The sequence below is a fragment of the Mesorhizobium sp. Primo-A genome (assembly GCF_003997175.1).
GTDB classification, from domain to species: domain Bacteria; phylum Pseudomonadota; class Alphaproteobacteria; order Rhizobiales; family Rhizobiaceae; genus Mesorhizobium; species Mesorhizobium ciceri.
On the sequence record NZ_RZTG01000010.1, the window covers coordinates 145,378 to 161,812 of the forward strand.

Annotated in this window: 15 protein-coding genes; 7 read left to right on the forward strand and 8 right to left on the reverse strand. The window is 62.2% G+C overall.

From position 1 onward, the window contains the following. Positions 1-7 precede the first annotated feature (7 nt). The 4 genes from EOC83_RS19635 to EOC83_RS19650 form a co-directional block, all read right to left on the reverse strand. The gene (locus EOC83_RS19635) at positions 8-1,306 is read right to left on the reverse strand and encodes a murein L,D-transpeptidase family protein (RefSeq protein WP_013529353.1); all 1,299 of its coding nucleotides are present in this window, start codon (positions 1,304-1,306) and stop codon (positions 8-10) included. A gap of 217 nt (positions 1,307-1,523) precedes the next feature. Next, the gene (locus EOC83_RS19640) at positions 1,524-2,474 is read right to left on the reverse strand and encodes an acetyl-CoA carboxylase carboxyltransferase subunit alpha (protein WP_024503734.1); all 951 of its coding nucleotides are present in this window, start codon (positions 2,472-2,474) and stop codon (positions 1,524-1,526) included. A gap of 99 nt (positions 2,475-2,573) precedes the next feature. Continuing rightward, positions 2,574-3,491 (reverse strand): site-specific tyrosine recombinase XerD, encoded by a 918-nt coding sequence (locus EOC83_RS19645; RefSeq protein ID WP_063169115.1) that lies wholly within the window; start codon positions 3,489-3,491, stop codon positions 2,574-2,576. Positions 3,492-3,508: 17 nt separating this feature from the next. Further along, positions 3,509-3,661, reverse strand: coding sequence for a hypothetical protein (locus EOC83_RS19650; protein ID WP_013529356.1), 153 nt, complete (start codon positions 3,659-3,661; stop codon positions 3,509-3,511). Between the two features lie 210 nt (positions 3,662-3,871). Between EOC83_RS19650 and EOC83_RS19655 the strand changes: the two genes are divergently transcribed. From EOC83_RS19655 to EOC83_RS19665, 3 genes are read left to right on the forward strand one after another with little or no spacing between them, the layout of a single operon-like run. Then, positions 3,872-4,483 carry a shikimate kinase gene (locus EOC83_RS19655; RefSeq protein ID WP_024503735.1) on the forward strand — a complete coding sequence of 204 codons (612 nt, stop codon included), beginning with the start codon at positions 3,872-3,874 and terminating at the stop codon, positions 4,481-4,483. Next, positions 4,480-5,616: a 3-dehydroquinate synthase gene (gene aroB / locus EOC83_RS19660; protein ID WP_063169114.1), complete on the forward strand. Its 1,137-nt coding sequence runs from the start codon at positions 4,480-4,482 to the stop codon at positions 5,614-5,616. Before EOC83_RS19655 ends, aroB begins: the two co-directional genes overlap by 4 nt. Further along, the gene (locus EOC83_RS19665; protein WP_063169113.1) at positions 5,613-6,506 is read left to right on the forward strand and encodes an HlyC/CorC family transporter; all 894 of its coding nucleotides are present in this window, start codon (positions 5,613-5,615) and stop codon (positions 6,504-6,506) included. Before aroB ends, EOC83_RS19665 begins: the two co-directional genes overlap by 4 nt. A gap of 24 nt (positions 6,507-6,530) precedes the next feature. On the opposite strand, the gene EOC83_RS19670 is transcribed toward EOC83_RS19665, so the two are convergent. From EOC83_RS19670 to EOC83_RS19680, 3 genes are read right to left on the reverse strand one after another with little or no spacing between them, the layout of a single operon-like run. Next, positions 6,531-8,072 carry a SpoVR family protein gene (locus EOC83_RS19670; protein WP_024503737.1) on the reverse strand — a complete coding sequence of 514 codons (1,542 nt, stop codon included), beginning with the start codon at positions 8,070-8,072 and terminating at the stop codon, positions 6,531-6,533. A 9-nt stretch (positions 8,073-8,081) separates the two neighbouring features. Continuing rightward, on the reverse strand, positions 8,082-9,392 hold the full coding sequence (locus EOC83_RS19675; RefSeq protein WP_063169112.1) for a YeaH/YhbH family protein: 1,311 nt from the start codon (positions 9,390-9,392) through the stop codon (positions 8,082-8,084). A 17-nt stretch (positions 9,393-9,409) separates the two neighbouring features. After that, entirely contained in the window at positions 9,410-11,359 is a 1,950-nt protein-coding gene (locus tag EOC83_RS19680) for a PrkA family serine protein kinase (RefSeq protein WP_013529362.1), read from the reverse strand. A gap of 240 nt (positions 11,360-11,599) precedes the next feature. Between EOC83_RS19680 and EOC83_RS19685 the strand changes: the two genes are divergently transcribed. Then, entirely contained in the window at positions 11,600-12,406 is an 807-nt protein-coding gene (locus tag EOC83_RS19685; protein ID WP_063169111.1) for an alpha/beta hydrolase, read from the forward strand. Between the two features lie 98 nt (positions 12,407-12,504). Beyond that, positions 12,505-14,058 (forward strand): acetolactate synthase large subunit, encoded by a 1,554-nt coding sequence (locus EOC83_RS19690; protein ID WP_063169110.1) that lies wholly within the window; start codon positions 12,505-12,507, stop codon positions 14,056-14,058. Between the two features lie 15 nt (positions 14,059-14,073). On the opposite strand, the gene EOC83_RS19695 is transcribed toward EOC83_RS19690, so the two are convergent. Further along, positions 14,074-14,376: a BolA family transcriptional regulator gene (locus EOC83_RS19695; protein ID WP_063169109.1), complete on the reverse strand. Its 303-nt coding sequence runs from the start codon at positions 14,374-14,376 to the stop codon at positions 14,074-14,076. Between the two features lie 181 nt (positions 14,377-14,557). On the opposite strand from EOC83_RS19695, the gene EOC83_RS19700 reads away from it, so the two are divergent. Continuing rightward, positions 14,558-15,187, forward strand: a complete 630-nt coding sequence (locus EOC83_RS19700) for a J domain-containing protein (protein WP_013529366.1) — start codon at positions 14,558-14,560, stop codon at positions 15,185-15,187. Between the two features lie 123 nt (positions 15,188-15,310). Beyond that, positions 15,311-16,297, forward strand: coding sequence for a cobaltochelatase subunit CobS (gene cobS / locus EOC83_RS19705; RefSeq protein WP_013529367.1), 987 nt, complete (start codon positions 15,311-15,313; stop codon positions 16,295-16,297). The last annotated feature ends 138 nt before the right edge of the window (positions 16,298-16,435 follow it).

The following is a 16,435-nucleotide window of genomic DNA, read 5'->3' on the forward strand; positions in this document are numbered from 1 at the left end:
GGCGATATCAACCGCCGAACATGCCGAGCAGCTTGTTCTTCAGCTTCGTCACCCGGCTTTCGTCGGCACTCGCCGCTTGCGTTTCAGCCATTGGCGCCGCTTCCGAAGGGGCCGCGATGGTCGCGGTGGCGACTGGGGCCTCCTTGGCGGCCTTCTCGGCCTCCTTTTCGGCCAGAGCCTGGGCCTTGGCGGCTTCCTTGGCTTGCTTGGCCGCCTCTATGGCAGCCAGCCTCTGCTCCTCGGCCTTCTGCTTGGCAGCTTTTTCGGCATCAAGAGCCGCCATCTTGCGGCCGGCGGGCGAATCGATGCGGCCCATGCGTGCCGTCTCGGTGACCGAGCCGTCATTGTTGAGCGACGGCGGATCGATCGGTACGCGTTCGCCGCGTGCGCGGCGCTTGGACCAGTCGGAGACGATGCTGGCTTCCTTGATACCGGCGATGGTCGGCTTGGGCGCCGGCACGCTGGCCTTGACCGCGCCGCTGAACGCCGCGTCATAGGTGCTCATGTAGGAATTGTAGGCGCTCTTCAGCGAATCAGGCTGCGTCGTCGCCGGGCAGGCGCCAGTCGGATCGAATGTCTGACCGTCGGCGGCTACCTGGTTGAAGACATAACGCTTCTCGCAGACATCGACCTTCGGCGGCACCTTGGTGATCTCGAAATTGTCGTAGCCGACCTTGAGCATCTTCCAGAAGTCGTAATTCGGGTCGTTGCGGTAGCGCGCCATGTTGGCGGCGGTCATGCGGAACGGAAACGCCTGGATCTGGAACTCGGTCTGGCCGCCCTGGAAAGCATCGCGGCCGAAGGCATAGATCTGCTCGATCTGCGCATCGGTCATCGAATAGCAGCCCGACGACGAACAGGCGCCGTGCACCATCAAATTGGAGCCGGTGCGGCCGTTGGCGCGGTCATAGGCGTTGGGATAGCCGATGTTGAAGGACAGATGGTAGTTCGAGCGCGGATTCATCTGCGCCGGGCGCACCGTGTAGAAGCCTTCCGGCGCCTGGCGGTCGCCTTCGGTGTATTTCGGCCCGAGCTTGCCCGACCATTTGCAGATGTCGTAGCTGGCGACCATGTCATAGCGGCCGTTGGTCTTGGCCTTCCAGATCTCGAGCTTGCCTTCTTCCTTGAAGATGCGGGCCATCACCGACGAGGTGCGGACCATGCCCTTGGCCCTCATGTCGGCGAGGATCTTGTCGGGCAGCGGCTTGTTGGCCTCCGGGGCAAAATCCTTCATCGACGAATTGTTGCAGCCGGCAACGCCGAGGGCAGCGATCAGGATTCCGGTGCGGGCAAGCTTGACAAACATGGCTACGGATATCGTCTTTTCTCTGGCGCCAGGACGTTTCCTGCCCCGGCTGCTACACTGCGCATCGACGGACCCTAAGCCCGTTAACCCTAATAAATTCCTTACCGCAAGTGCCGACGCATCCCCCTGCGGCAGTCTCATTGAGCCGAATGCAGCGGCATTTTTGTGGCAAAAATGCTCCGCTCCGCCACATTGTTGCGGCCAAGGGTGCCTGTGGTCAGAGACTGCGGCCCATGGCCAGGTATTTTTCGCGGCGCTGTTCGCGGAAATCGGTGTTGGCGCCGGCGAAGTCCTTCATCGTCCTGGCGATGAGGTCTCCGGTCGCGGCGATCACGGTTTCGGCGCCGCGATGCGCACCGCCGAGCGGCTCGGGGATGATGGCGTCGATGATCTTCAGTTCCAGAAGATCCTGCGCGGTGATCTTCATGTTGGTCGCCGCGTCCTTCGATCGTGTCGTGTCGCGCCACAGGATCGAGGCGGCACCTTCCGGCGAAATCACCGAATAGATGGCGTGTTCGAGCATGTAGACGCGGTTGGCGGTGGCGATGGCAATGGCGCCGCCCGAACCGCCTTCGCCGATGACCACCGAGATCGACGGTACTTTCAGGCCGAGACAGGTCGAGGTTGAACGGGCGATAGCCTCCGCCTGGCCGCGCTCCTCGGCGTTGACTCCGGGATAGGCGCCGGCCGTGTCGACCAGCGTCAGGAGCGGGATCTTGAAGCGGTCGGCCAGTTCCATCAGCCGTACCGCCTTGCGGTAGCCCTCCGGCCGAACCGAGCCGAAATTGTGCTTCAGGCGGCTGGCTGTGTCGGAACCTTTTTCCTGGCCGATGATGGCAATGGGTTCGCCGCGGAAACGGGCGAAACCGCCGACGATCGCCTGGTCCTCACCGAAATTGCGGTCGCCGGCCAGCGGCGTGAAATCGGTGAACAGGCCCTTGATGTAGTCGACGCAATGCGGCCTGTCGGGATGGCGCGCCACCTGCACCTTCTGCCAAGGCGTCAGCGCCTTGTAGGCATCGCGCAATGCGTCGCGGGAGCGCTTCTCGAGACGGTTGATCTCGTCGCCGACATCGACCGCCTCGCCATTCTCGGCAAGCTTCTTCAGCTCGAGGATCTTGCCCTCGAGGTCCTGCACCGGCTTTTCGAAATCGAGGTAATTATACATGCGTGAGCGGACCGATACGTCGGAAGGCAGTGGCTGACGGAACCCTTGAATCCAAGGCTCCGGGCGGTGAAATGTCGTCCTCACATAGCGATATGAGGCCTAGTCGGCAAGCGGATGATGATCGTTGACCAGCCGCACCAGCCGCTCTTCCAGCACATGGGTGTAAATCTGTGTCGTCGATATGTCGGCATGGCCAAGCAATTGCTGCACGGCCCGCAGATCGGCGCCGTTCTGCAGGAGATGGCTGGCGAAAGCATGGCGCAGCACGTGCGGCGAGATCTTCGCCGAGGCAATGCCGGCCCTTGCCGCCAGCCCTTTCAGGTCACGCGCGAAGACCTGGCGCGAGAGATAGCCGCTGTCCGAGGCGGCCGGAAACAGGAACGGACTGTCGGCCAAGGCTGGCACCTTGGCGCGGGCGGCAAGCCAGGTCTTCATCGCCGCGCGTGCCTTGGCGGAGAGCGGCACCATGCGCTCCTTGTCGCCCTTGCCGCGCACCATGAAGAAGCGGTCGTCGCGTTGCGCCACCGTCACCGGCAAGCCGACCAGCTCGGAAACGCGCAGGCCGGTGGCGTAAAGCACCTCGACCAGCGCATGCAGGCGCAGTGATGCCAGGCTGTCCCCATCGCCCGACGAGACATCGCCGGCTTCAATTGCTGCACGGTCGATCAGCCGGCCGGTGTCGGCCTCGCTCATCGTCTTGGGCAGCGGGCGGCCCTTTTTCGGGCTGTCCAGCGTGCCGGTCGGGTCATCGCCGCGCAGGCCTTCGGCGTAGAGGAATTTGAAGAACTGGCGGATCGCCGACAGTTTGCGCGCCTGCGACGTGGCGGCAAAGCCGCGGGCGGCAATGTCGTCGAGATAGGCGCGGATATCGGCGGCGGCGGCACCGGCCAGCCCGCCATCGATCGCGCCGGAAGCGTCCTCGAGGTCGCGGCGGTAGGAGGAAAGCGTGTTTTCTGCCGCGCCCCGCTCGGCGCTCATCATTTCCAGAAAGGCTTCGATGCGGGCGGCGCTGTTCATTCAGCCTGTCTTGTCATTCAGCTTTTCTTGGGATTGAGCTTTTCCGGAGGGATGCGCACGCTCATTTCCCCCTTCTTTGGCTCGACGAACATCACCAGTGCGAACATCGTACCATAGGCAATGCCAGCCAGAATCGCCGTTACCACGACAAAGCGAAACAGTGTCGGCATCAATTTTCGCCCGTCTTCTTGTTCTGCGTTTCCAAACCCTGTCCCCTTATGGGACGCCAATCCGGCCAATTCAAGGAAGAAGCTGGGGCCTGTTAGCAACTTCTGATGCAGACCCTGCCAGTCCATATCGGGTTCAAGGCACTTGCCACGCTTGACGCAAACGGGCTTTTCATGTCGATACGCCGGCAAAGAGGGCCTTCGAAACATCCGATGAACGCGCTGCCAGCAAATCCTCCAGACGAGAACCACGCCGCGTTGCTCGGCAGGCTGGGCAGCCGTTCCGTCGTCTTCGTCGGACTGATGGGCGCCGGCAAGACGGCGATCGGCCGCAAGGTGGCGACGATGCTGGCGCTGCCCTTCATAGACAGCGACCAGGAGATCGAAAGCGTCTCGCGCATGACCGTTCCGGAACTGTTCGAGCGCTACGGCGAGACCGAATTCAGGGCGCTGGAGCAGCGCGTCATCCTGCGCGTACTGGAAAACGGGCCGCAGGTGCTGTCGACCGGCGGCGGCGCCTTCATGAATGCGCAGACGCGCGAGGCGATTGCAGCGCAGGGCGTCTCGGTGTGGCTGAAGGCCGAACTCGACCTTCTGATGGATCGCGTCGCCAAGAAACAGAACCGGCCGCTCCTGAAAAGCGCCGACCCGCGCGCCGTGCTGGAGCGGCTGATGGGCGAGCGCTATCCGGTCTACGCGACATCGGACGTCACAGTGCCGACCCGCGACGACCGCAAGGAAGTCATCGCGACCGAGGTGGTGGACGCGCTGTGCCGGCATTTCGGCATTGATCAGGCGGCTGCGACGGGCGAGGTGGAACAGTGAGCATCGAGGCACCCGTTGTCGTCGAAGTCGGCCTTGGCGACCGGACCTACGACATTCTGATCGGCTCGGGGTTGTTGGCCCGCGCGGGTGCCGAGATTGCGCGCCGGCTGCCGGGCACACGCGCCGCGGTCGTCACCGACGCCAATGTCGCGGCAGCGCATCTCGGTGCGCTGAAGGCAGGCCTCGAAACGGGTGGCATCCAGACCGCCATCATCACACTGCCGGCCGGCGAGAAGACCAAGAGTTTTGCCCATCTCGAAGAGGTGGTCGACGGTGTGCTGGCTGCGAAACTGGAGCGCGGCGACATCGTCATCGCCTTCGGCGGCGGTGTTATCGGCGACCTTGCCGGCTTTGCCGCCGGCATCGTGCGGCGCGGCATGAATTTCGTGCAGATTCCGACCTCGCTGCTGGCGCAGGTCGATTCCTCGGTCGGCGGCAAGACCGGCATCAACAGCCCACGCGGCAAGAACCTTGTCGGCGTCTTCCATCAGCCGAAACTGGTGTTGGCCGACACAGGGGTGCTCGACACGCTGCCGATCCGGGAATTCCGCGCCGGCTATGCCGAGCTCGCCAAATACGGGCTCATCGACCGGCCGGAATTTTTCGCCTGGCTGGAAAAGAATTGGGTCCAGGTTTTTGCCGGCGGGCCGGAGAGGGCGCAGGCGATTGCCGAAGCCTGCCGCGCCAAGGCCGACGTGGTTGCGCGTGACGAGTTCGAGACCGGCGACCGCGCGCTGCTCAATCTCGGCCACACATTCGGCCACGCGCTGGAAGCCGCCACCCAATATGACGGAAGCCGCCTCGTCCATGGCGAAGGGGTCGCCATCGGCATGGCGCTGGCCTACCGGTTCTCGTCGCGGCTCAATCTGGCCAGCCCCGACGATGCCGCGCGCGTCGAGGCGCATCTGCGCGCCGTCGGCCTGCCCTGGCGAATAGCCGACATCCCGGGCGATCTGCCTGACGCCGAGGCGCTGCTTGCCTTTATCACCCAGGACAAGAAGGTGTCGCGCGGCGCGCTGACCTTCATCCTGACGCGCGGCGTCGGCCAGGCTTTCATTGCCAAGGATGTTCCGGCATCGGAAGTGCTGTCGTTTCTGAGGGAGAACCACCCAAAGGAAAGCGACCGGAGATGAACGAGCCCGGCTGGATCGTTGTCGCCGTCCTTGCCATCCTCATCGTGCTGCTCGTTGCCGTGCGCACGCGCCTGCTTGCCATATTCGGGTACGAGCTTTCACGCATCGAGCCGCAGCGCTCCAGCCAGGACGAATTGCGCGGCGCGGTCGACGATTTCCGCCGCGACGGCCAGGTGGTGCGCGAGGATCGCGACCGCGTCGGCGGCCTGTTCGATCTCGCCGAGCTCGAAGTCTCCGACATCATGGTCCACCGCACCAACATGCGCTCGGTCAATGCCGACAATGCGCCGGAAGCGGTGGTGCGCGAGATTTTGCAAAGCCCGCACACCCGCATGCCGCTGTGGAAAGGCTCGCTCGACAACATCGTCGGCGTGCTGCATGCAAAGGATCTGCTGCGCGCCTTGAACGAAGTCGGCAACGATTTCTCCAGGATCGACGTCATGAAGATCGCTTCGAAACCCTGGTTCGTGCCCGACACCACGACCTTGCAGGAACAGCTCAACGCCTTCCTTCGCCGCAAGGCGCATTTCGCCGTCGTCGTCGACGAATATGGCGAGGTCGAAGGGCTGGTGACGCTGGAGGACATTATCGAGGAGATCGTCGGCGAGATCGCCGACGAGCACGATGTCGACATACAGGGCGTCAAGCAGGAGGCCGACGGCTCCGTGGTCGTCGACGGTACGGTGCCGATCCGTGACCTCAACCGGGCTCTCGACTGGAACCTGCCGGATGAGGAGGCAACCACCATTGCCGGCCTCGTCATCCACGAGACGCAATCGATCCCCGAGGAGAAGCAGGCTTTTACGTTCCACGGCAAGCGCTTCATCGTCATGAAACGCGACAAGAACCGGATCGCAAGGCTGAGGATCAGGCCAGCCGGCGACGCCTGATGTGCGCCGGGAGACCGGGTGCCGTCATCCCGCGATCTGGCTCGTCGAGCGTTCGTGGATCGTCGCGCCGGTCTCGGCATCCATGGCCGCCAGGCTGACTTCATAACCCCAAAGCCTGCGGATGTGACGAAGCGTGGCGTCGCGGCTGGCATCCTCGAGAAGGATGCCGTCATTGACCTTGTGCTGCAGCCGCAAATGGCGGTCGCCGAGCAGATCGACATCCACCACCTGAATGTCCGGCCGGTTCGCGCCGAGATCATAACTGTTGGCGAGCGCGGCGCGTATCTTGGCGTAGCCGCGCTCATCGTGGATGGACGCGACCAGGCAATGCGGCTGGTCGGCAGCGTCGCCGAGCACAAAAAACCGCCATTTCCGGATCAAGGCAGGGCTGAGGTACTGGCGGATGAAGGATTCGTCGCGATGCTCGGCCCAGGCGTCCAGCAGGACCTCGCGCCAGTTGCCCTGGCCGGCCATGTCGGGGAACCAATCGCGGTCCTCGGCCGTGGGTTCGGTCGAGATGCGCTGAATGTCCTGCATCATGTCGAGGCCGAGAGCATAGGGGTTGATGCCTGAAAAACGCGGATCGTCGAAGGCCGGCTGGAAGACCACGTTGGAATGATTGCGCAGGATTTCGAGCATGGCGCCTTCGCTGATCTGGCCGCGGTCGAACAGCATGTTCATCAGCGTATAGTGCACGAAAGTGGCACAACCTTCGTTCATCACCTGTGTCTGCCGTTGCGGGTAAAAATATTGCGCGATGACACGAACGATCCTGATGATCTCGCGCTGCCAGGGCTCCAGGACTGGGCTGTTCTTTTCCAGGAAATAGAGCAGGTTTTCCTCGGGCAGATTGAGCGATTTCTTCCACTCTGGGTCCTGGCCCTTGTCGTTGGCCGCTTGCTGCGAGGCCGGCAGCGTACGCCACAAGTCGTTGTAGGAGCGCTCCTCGTATTCGAGACGCTCGCGAATTCCTTCGCGTTGCCGTTCCGACGACAACCTCGGCGGCCGGTGATAGCGAAACACGCCCTGATCCATCAGCGCGTGGGCGGAATCGAGAACAGCTTCGACGGCGGCGAGGCCGTGCCGCTCCTCGCAGCGGACTATGTAGCCCTTGGCGAAGTCCAGGTAGCTGAGGATCGCACCCGCATCCGTCCACTGTTTGAACAGCTGATTGTTCTTGAAGAAATGATTGTGCCCGAGCGCTGCGTGGGCCGTCACCAGGGCCTGCAGGGCCATGGTGTTTTCCTCCATCAGATAGACGATGCAGGGATTGGAATTGATGACCAGTTCATAGGCAAGCCCCCGCCCGCCCTTGCGATAGAGCAAATCCTGGTGGAGGAAATGTTTGCCGAAAGACCAGTGACGGTACATCAATGGCATGCCGATGGACGAATAGGCGTCGAGCATCTGCTGCGACGAGATGATCTCCATCTGAACGGGATAGGTGTCCAGATGAAGCTCTTCGACCGCGAGTGCCTCGATAGCGTCATAGGCCCGCGACAATGTTTTGAAATCCCAGTCGGACCCTGAAAAAAGCAGGCTGGATTTGCTCGCTTGTCTGGCCATCGGGAACCCTCATGCCCTCTTGAGGGCGGCCGGTTGCCTGCCGAAGAGCTGGCGAAAAACCGGATAGATATCGGCGGGTGTGGCGATGCGGCTCATCTGGAAGTTCGGCCATTTCTGGTCGATGGAGTTGTAGGCACGCCAGAGCGATGTCCCGTTTTCTGTCGAGCCGAAAATATGAGCTTCACGCTCGTCGATGATCTCGACATAGGCAAAATACTGGCACAGCCGCATGAGCTCGCCGTTGAGCAGCGAAATGCATCGCTCCGAATCGCCGGCGAAATTGTCGCCGTCCGAGGCCTGGGCGGCATAGATGTTCCAGTCATGGGCCGGGTAGCGGCTGGTGATAATACGGTGCATTTCCTCCAGCGCGGTGGAAACGACGGTGCCGCCGCTTTGGGTGTTGTAGAAAAATGTTTCCTCGTCGACCTCCTGAGCCAGGTGCGTGTGGCGGATGAAAACAATCTCGATGCGGTCGTAGCGCCGTTTCAAGAACAGGTGCAGCAAGACGAAGAAGCGCTTGGCCAGATCCTTCTCGCGCTCGCCCATGGACCCGGACACGTCCATAAGACAGAACATGACGGCATTGGCGTTCGGCACCGGCCGGGAATCGAAGCGGTTGAAGCGGATGTCGACCGGATCGACATAGGCAATCCGGCGGCGGCGGCGTTCCAGCCGGTCGAGCTCTTCGCGCAATGCCGCAATACGCTGGCGCGCTTCGGCGCTGGATGGCGTCGACTCGAGCGAGGCGATTTCCTCGAGGATCGCATCCAGTTCGACCTGCTTGGGGCGCCTCAGCGCAATGCGGCGGCCGTGGCTGTTGCGCATTGTGCGGCCAACATTGATGTTGGTCGGCGAACCTGTGGCGGCGAAGCCGGCTCTGCGCGGCTTGAAGGCAAGGATCTCCTTGAGGTTGAGCTTGACCATGTCCGGGAGCTCGAGATCCTCGAAGAAAAGATCGAGCACTTCCTCGCGCGACAGCACGAAACGAAAGTCGTCTTCAGATGCCTTGTTTCCCGGCGACGATGCTCCCCCGCCGCCCCCGCCGGGTTTGGGGATCAGGTCTCCAGCGGAGAAATGCCTGTTGCCCGGCAAGATGTGCTGGCGCCTGCCGCTGTCGCGGGCGTTGTTGAAGCTCGGCTCGCTTGTGCCTCTTTCGGGCATGCGCACGGCATGCTCGGAATCCGCGTCGGCGATCCTGCCGGTGCGGATCTGATCGCGTATGCTGCGTTTCAATTCCTCGCGCGCGCGTCGCAGGAAGCGCTGGCGATTGCCGAGGCTTTTGTCTTTAGGGTTCAGGCGGCGGTCGATGAAGATCGGCATGGAACCATCCGGGTTCTCTAACCCGCCCTGTTCACCCGCATGTACCAGTCCACAAGGCGACGCACCTGCCGCTCGGTGTAGCCGCGCTCGACCATCCGCTGCACGAATTCATTGTGCCGCTTTTCCGTGACACTGTCCTGCTTGGAGCCGAAACTGATCACCGGCAGGAGGTCCTCGACCTGGCCGAACATGCGTTTTTCGATGACTTCCCGCAGCTTTTCGTAACTTGTCCACGCCGGGTTGCGGCCATGGTTTCTTGCACGGGCGCGCAGGGTGAATTTCACCACCTCATTGCGGAAGTCCTTGGGATTGGCGATGCCGGCCGGTTTTTCGACCTGTGAAAGCTCGTTGTCCAAAACCTCGCGGTTGAGGATCTGGCCTGTGTCGGGATCCTTGTAGTCCTGGTCTTCGATCCAAGCGTCGGCATAGGCGATGTAGCGGTCGAAAAGGTTCTGGCCGTACTCGCTGTAGGATTCCAGATAGGCTTTCTGGATCTCATGGCCGATGAATTCGGCATACCGCGCGGCCAGCTCGGACTTGATGAACTCCAGATAGGCGGCTTCCGTCTCCTTCGGAAACTGTTCGCGCTTGATTGCCTCCTCCAGGATGTACATGAGATGCACGGGGTCGGCGGCCACCTCTTCGGTGTCGTAGTTGAAGGTCTGCGACAGGATCTTGAAGGCAAAGCGCGTGCTGACGCCTGCCATGCCCTCATCTACGCCGGCGGCGTCCCGATATTCCTGAACCGACTTTGCCTTGGGGTCGACTTCCTTGAGGTTCTCGCCATCATAGGCGCGCATCTTGGTGTAGAGCGGCGAATTGTCGTGCTCGGCCAAGCGGGTCGAGACGGTAAACCGGCTGAGGATGTCCAGCACCTCTGGAGCGCAGGGACTGGCGGCCAATTCGCTCTCCCGCAACAGTTTCTCGTAGATCTGCCGCTCTTCGGTTATCCGCAGGCAATACGGCACCTTGACGACGAGGATGCGATCGAGAAAAGCCTCATTGTTCTTGTTGTTCTTGAACTGCAGCCATTCCGACTCGTTGGAATGGGCCACGATGATCCCCTGGTAGGGAAAGGCGCCGAAATTTTCGGTGCCGTTGTAGCTGCCTTCCTGGGTAGCCGTCAGCAGCGGATGCAGGACCTTGATAGGCGCCTTGAACATTTCGACGAATTCAAGCAGGCCCTGGGTGGTCCGGTTCAGTCCACCGCTATAGGAATAGGCGTCCGGATCGGACTGGCTGAAGTTTTCCAATTGCCGGATGTCCACCTTGCCGACCAGGGCCGAGACGTCCTGATTGTTCTCGTCGCCGGGCTCGGTCTTGGCGATGCCGATCTGGCGCAGTCGCGACGGCATCAGCTTGACGACGCTGAACTTGGAAATGTCGCCGGAAAGTTCGTCGAGGCGCTTGGCCGCCCATGGCGAAATGAGCCCATTCAAGCGGCGTCGTGCAATGCCGTATTTATCCTCCAGCAGGTCGCCCATGCGATCGGGATGGAAAAGGCCAAGCGGCGATTCGAAAACCGGGCTGACCTGGTTGCCGACCTTCAGCGTGTAGATCGGGCGCTGTTCCATCAACTTCTTCAGCCGCTCGGCAAGGGAGGATTTGCCGCCGCCCACCGGGCCGAGCAAATAGAGGATTTGCTTGCGCTCCTCGAGCCCCTGGGACGCATAGCGAAAATAGCCGGCGATGCGCTCGATTGTATCCTCCATGCCGTAGAAATCGGCGAAGGAGGGGTACACTTTCAGGGTCCGGTTGGAGAAAATACGGCCGAGCCGCTCATCCTTGCTGGTGTCGACCAGGTTCGGCTCGCCGATCGCCTCGACCATCCGTTCAGGCGCCGAGGCATACATCGACTTGTCCTCGCGGCAGGCAAGGAGATATTGCTGGATGCTGATCTCTTCCTGCGCCGCGTTGGTGTAAATTTCCGAAAAGAGATCGAAGACGTCAGACTGGTTCTCTCGCATGATGCTTTTGCCCTCGGAGCCGCTGTGGCTTCCATTCGGCTCGTCTCGCATTCAACTGCCGGGGGGCACCGTTTGTTCCCTTCATGTGAAGAGGTGGCCGCGATCTTAAGGATTGAGGCTACTCCGCGAGACCAAAGCGCTCGTTGCGGAGCCGTATTCAGCGGGTAGCGGGTGTGTTGCGAACCCCTGACTGGACGGCTGGGGCGGCCGCGTGCAGTCTTGCCTTGCCAGGAGACAATGATGATCGATCGACGAAGCCTGATCATGGCCTCCATGGCGGCGATGCTGCCGTTGGAAGCGTCGGCCGCGTGGAAAACACGCCGGCCCACGCCAGAAACCTTCGACTACGGGCCGGCCAAGCTCGACATCTACGCGCCCGATGGTGCAACCGGCCTGCCGGTCGTGTTTTTCGTTCATGGCGGCACCTGGCAGTTTGGCAAACGCAGTCAGGTGGACGCCAAACCGGCCTTCCTGCTCGCCAACGGCTTCTGCTTCGTCTCCATCGATTACCGCATGCTGCCGCAGGCCAATGTCGCCACCCAGGCTGGTGACGTCGAAAAGGCCTATGCTTACATCAGGGCCAACATCGCCCGGCATGGCGGCGATCCCAACCGCATCGTCGGCATGGGCCATTCGGCCGGCTGCCATCTGGTTGCGCTGACCGGCATGCGCGGCGGATTGCCGGGCATAGCCGCGCTCATCCTCGACGACACCAGGGCCTATGATCTTGCAGCACTTGCCAAGAATGGCGGTATGGTCCGGGCCTATGCCCGCGTCTTTTCCGATCCCGCGCAATGGGCGGCACTTTCGCCGGCCAGCTATGTCGACGGCCGCAAGCACCCGCCGACTTTCATCGCCTATTCGCGGGCATCGGGCCGGAGCGAGGACTCCAGGGCCTTTGCCGAGCGCCTGCGATCGACGGGCACCAAGGTTACGCTGTTCGACGGCAGCGCCTATACGCATATGTCGATCAATCGCGATTTCGGCGAGGAGGGCGACGCGCTGACCGCGGCCGCGCTGGCATTCCTGAAATCGACGGTTGGCTGATCTTTACGGCACTGGATTAGATCAAAAGTAGCGGCAAGACATTGCTGCAGGTGCTCGCGGGTGCAACTGCTCTGCGATCTTGAGCGGGAGGGAATTGCATGAACGGCGCCGATGTCCTGTGTGACGTGCTTCTGGCCAATGATGTGACGGTCTGCTTCGCCAATCCCGGCACCTCCGAAATGCACTTCGTTGCAGCGCTTGACCGCAAGCCGAAAATGCGTTGCGTGCTCGGGCTGTTCGAAGGCGTGGTGACGGGTGCCGCCGATGGCTATGCGCGGATGACCGATCGGCCGGCCGCGACGCTGCTGCATACCGGTCCCGGCCTGGCCAACGGGCTGGCCAACATGCACAATGCCCGGCGTGCCTTCAGCCCGATGATCAACATCGTCGGCGACCACGCCTCTTACCATCTGCCGCTCGATGCCCCACTCACCAGCGATATCGAGAGCCTTGCGGCGCCGATGTCCAACTGGGTCGGCCGCGTCAAGGGTCCGGCCGATGTCGTGCCGGCAGCTGAAGCGGCCTTTCGCGCCTCGCTGACACCACCCGGCGTCGCGACCCTGATCCTGCCGGCGGATGCCGCCTGGGGCGAAGTCGAGGCGGTTTTGCCCGGCAAGGTGACGTTGGCGCCGACGCCGGCCGTCGATATGGACGCGGTACGCAAGATCGCCGCGGCGATCCGTGCCGCTCCGGGCCGGGCCGGCATGATCGTTCGCGGAAAGGCCGCGCGCGCCGATGCGCTCGCCATCGCCGGGCAGATCTCGACGGGCAGCGACGTCCGGCTGTTCGGCGAGGTTCTGATCGCACGGATGCAACGCGGGCGCGGGCGTGTCGCGCCGACCCGCATCCCCTATCCGGTCGATGCGGCGATGGCTGTGCTGAGCGACGTCGATGTTCTGATCCTGGTCGGCGCAAAGGAGCCGGTTGCCTTCTTCGCCTATCCGGGAAAACCGGGACGGCTTGTCCGGGAAGGCTGCGAGGTGCTGACATTGGCCGCCCATGGCGACGATCTGCATGCGGCGCTGGAGGCGCTTCGCGACGAACTTGGCATCAAGCCGTCGCGACACAAGGTGCTGGCGGCCGCTTTTCCCGACGAGGCAACGCCGAACGGCAAGCTGACGGAAGATGCCGTCGCACTTTCGGTGGCGCGCAAACTGCCGGCCGATGCGATCGTCTGCGATGAAGCGGTCACCTCGGCCAGGCGTTTCTTCGCGCTGTCGGCCTTTGCCGCGCCGCACGACTACATGATGGGCACGGGCGGATCGATCGGTGGCGGCATCCCGATGGCGACCGGGGCGGCAATCGCCTGTCCCGACCGCAAGGTGGTCAATCTCGAAGCCGACGGCAGCGGCATGTACACGGTGCAGGGATTGTGGACGCAGGCGCGGGAAAAGCTCGACGTGGTGACGATCGTGTTTTCCAACCGAACCTATGCGATCCTGCATGGCGAGATGAAGAATGTCGGCGTCGGCGCCATCGGCGAGAACGCCAGGCGCATGCTCGACCTCGACCATCCCTCGCTCGACTGGGTATCGCTGGCCAAAGGCATGGGCGTGGAGGCGGCTCGCGCCGATACGTGCGAGCGCTTCGACGCGTTGCTGGACAGTGCGCTGTCACGGCGCGGGCCGTTCCTCATCGAAGCGGTGCTCTGAGCGCGGGGAAGCGACCTACCAGCGGGTCTTTTCGCCGGGAGCCGCGGGTTCGATCGCCAGCGCATGCACGCCGGCCTTCAGTTCGTCGGCAAGCAGTTCGTTGACGGCGCGGTGACGGTCGATGCGGCTCATGCTGGCAAAGGCGGAAGCGACGACGCGGACGCGAAAATGCGTCTCGCCGGTGCCGTCGTAAGTGCCGTGATGGTCGGAGCCGTGATGGTGGTGGCCGGCATGGAGATGGCTCTCGTTGATGATAACCAGCCTGTCCGGCGAAAATGCCTTGTTGAGCTTGTCTTCCATGGTCGCCTGTATGGACATCGCCATCTCCCTTCACCACATATCGTTGGCGTCTCGGCCTGGAAACCGAAAATCGGTTTCGCGAGGGGCCGCCGCCGCGCAACAAAATCCGCCATTCGCCTGCTTTATGCCGCGATTCAGCGGTTAGGGCGATGATCGCGAAAATGTCAATTCTTGTTTCGCATCTGCGAACGCCCCATAAATGGGTAAGATGAAGCCGTACCCCAAATATTTCGAGAAGATTCGCGTCCGTCCCGACAAGGACGCGGAGCTGAAGTCGCACTCGCCGATCTGCCAGTGGGACGGCTGCAAGGAAGCGGGCACCCATCGTGCGCCGGTCGGGCGCATGAAGGAGGGTGAGTATTTCCACTTCTGCTTCGATCATGTGCGCGAGTACAACAAGGGCTTCAACTACTTTTCCGGCGTGCCGGACACCGAGGTCGCGCGCTTCCAGAAGGAAGCCATGACCGGGCACCGGCCGACCTGGAAGATGGGCGCCAACGGGGCCTCGACCCGGTCGTCGCCCGATATGGCCCAGATGCGCTCCGGCCGCGCCGGCTACTATAACCGCATGCGCGACCCGTTCGACCTGTTCAAGGGACCCAAGGATCCGCGCGAGGCGCGCGAGCGCAAGGCCAAGCCGCTTGAGGCCAAGGCGCTGGAAACGCTTGGTCTTGATACAAAGGCGACTGGCAAGGAGATCAAGGCGCGCTATAAGGAACTGGTGAAACTACACCATCCGGATGCGAATGGTGGCGACAGAGGTTCGGAAGACCGGTTCCGCGATGTGCTGCAAGCCTATCGCGTGCTCAAACAGGCGGGCCTGTGCTGAGCGACCATACGGTTCGTGTCGTTTTCCAACTTTCATAAGGTTGGAAAAGGCTTTAAGACCGCCCCCGGACAAAATCGATTGCCGGCGAAATCAGACGTTTCGCCCGTGGAGACGTTGAGAGATATGAACAAGGTCGATCGCGACATCGCCAACCTGCCCGACACGACGGTGTCGGTGAAGGAGAAATTCGGCTTCGAATCCAAGATGGTGGTGCCGGCCTATTCGGTGACATCGGAGCATGTGCCCGACATCGACCCGGACTATCTGTTCGACAAGAACACGACGATGGCGATCCTTGCGGGCTTTGCCTACAACCGCCGCGTCATGGTGTCGGGCTATCACGGTACCGGCAAGTCGACCCATATCGAACAGGTAGCCGCCCGCCTCAACTGGCCCTGCGTGCGCGTCAACCTCGACAGCCATGTCAGCCGTATCGATCTCGTCGGCAAGGACGCGATCGTGGTCAAGGACGGGTTGCAGATCACCGAATTCCGCGACGGCATCCTGCCCTGGGCCTACCAGCACAATGTCGCGCTGTGCTTCGACGAGTATGATGCCGGCCGTCCGGATGTGATGTTCGTCATCCAGCGCGTGCTGGAATCGTCAGGCCGGCTGACGCTGCTCGACCAGAGCCGGGTTATCCGCCCGCATCCGGCCTTCCGGCTGTTTTCGACCGCCAACACGGTCGGCCTGGGCGACACCACCGGCCTCTATCACGGCACCCAGCAGATCAACCAGGCCCAGATGGACCGCTGGTCGATCGTCACCACGCTGAATTATTTGCCGCACGACAATGAAGTCGCCATCGTGCTGGCCAAGGCCAAGCACTATCGCGACGGCAAGGGCAAGGACATCGTCAACAAGATGGTGCGCGTCGCCGACATGACGCGCTCGGCCTTCATCAACGGCGATCTGTCGACCGTGATGAGCCCGCGCACGGTGATCACCTGGGCAGAGAATGCCGAGATATTCGGCAATATCGGCATGGCGTTCCGGCTGACCTTCCTCAACAAGTGCGACGAACTGGAGCGCTCGGTGGTGGCCGAGTTCTACCAGCGCGCCTTCGGCGAGGATCTGCCCGAGAGCGCCGCCAACGTGGTGCTGGGCTAAGACCGCTCCATGGGAACGACCCACCGGACGTTCCTATGGAGTCTTGTATTCCTCTGCTTTGGTCTCAGTCAGGCAGCCATGGCCCAGAACCAACCACTCAAACCTGGGCAGACTTGGACGTATCACGGCGCGACACCA

Excerpts from the sequence above, each read along its gene's own strand:
- cobS (WP_013529367.1), top strand. The coding sequence starts at position 15,311 with ATGAACAAGGTCGATCGCGACATCGCCAACCTGCCCGACACGACGGTG.
- EOC83_RS19685 (WP_063169111.1), top strand. The coding sequence starts at position 11,600 with ATGATCGATCGACGAAGCCTGATCATGGCCTCCATGGCGGCGATGCTG.
- EOC83_RS19700 (WP_013529366.1), top strand. The coding sequence starts at position 14,558 with ATGGGTAAGATGAAGCCGTACCCCAAATATTTCGAGAAGATTCGCGTC.
- EOC83_RS19690 (WP_063169110.1), top strand. The coding sequence starts at position 12,505 with ATGAACGGCGCCGATGTCCTGTGTGACGTGCTTCTGGCCAATGATGTG.
- EOC83_RS19670 (WP_024503737.1), bottom strand. The coding sequence starts at position 8,072 with ATGGCCAGACAAGCGAGCAAATCCAGCCTGCTTTTTTCAGGGTCCGAC.
- EOC83_RS19650 (WP_013529356.1), bottom strand. The coding sequence starts at position 3,661 with ATGCCGACACTGTTTCGCTTTGTCGTGGTAACGGCGATTCTGGCTGGC.
- EOC83_RS19695 (WP_063169109.1), bottom strand. The coding sequence starts at position 14,376 with ATGTCCATACAGGCGACCATGGAAGACAAGCTCAACAAGGCATTTTCG.
- EOC83_RS19680 (WP_013529362.1), bottom strand. The coding sequence starts at position 11,359 with ATGCGAGAGAACCAGTCTGACGTCTTCGATCTCTTTTCGGAAATTTAC.
- EOC83_RS19645 (WP_063169115.1), bottom strand. The coding sequence starts at position 3,491 with ATGAACAGCGCCGCCCGCATCGAAGCCTTTCTGGAAATGATGAGCGCC.
- EOC83_RS19675 (WP_063169112.1), bottom strand. The coding sequence starts at position 9,392 with ATGCCGATCTTCATCGACCGCCGCCTGAACCCTAAAGACAAAAGCCTC.
- EOC83_RS19655 (WP_024503735.1), top strand. The coding sequence starts at position 3,872 with ATGAACGCGCTGCCAGCAAATCCTCCAGACGAGAACCACGCCGCGTTG.
- EOC83_RS19640 (WP_024503734.1), bottom strand. The coding sequence starts at position 2,474 with ATGTATAATTACCTCGATTTCGAAAAGCCGGTGCAGGACCTCGAGGGC.
- EOC83_RS19665 (WP_063169113.1), top strand. The coding sequence starts at position 5,613 with ATGAACGAGCCCGGCTGGATCGTTGTCGCCGTCCTTGCCATCCTCATC.
- EOC83_RS19635 (WP_013529353.1), bottom strand. The coding sequence starts at position 1,306 with ATGTTTGTCAAGCTTGCCCGCACCGGAATCCTGATCGCTGCCCTCGGC.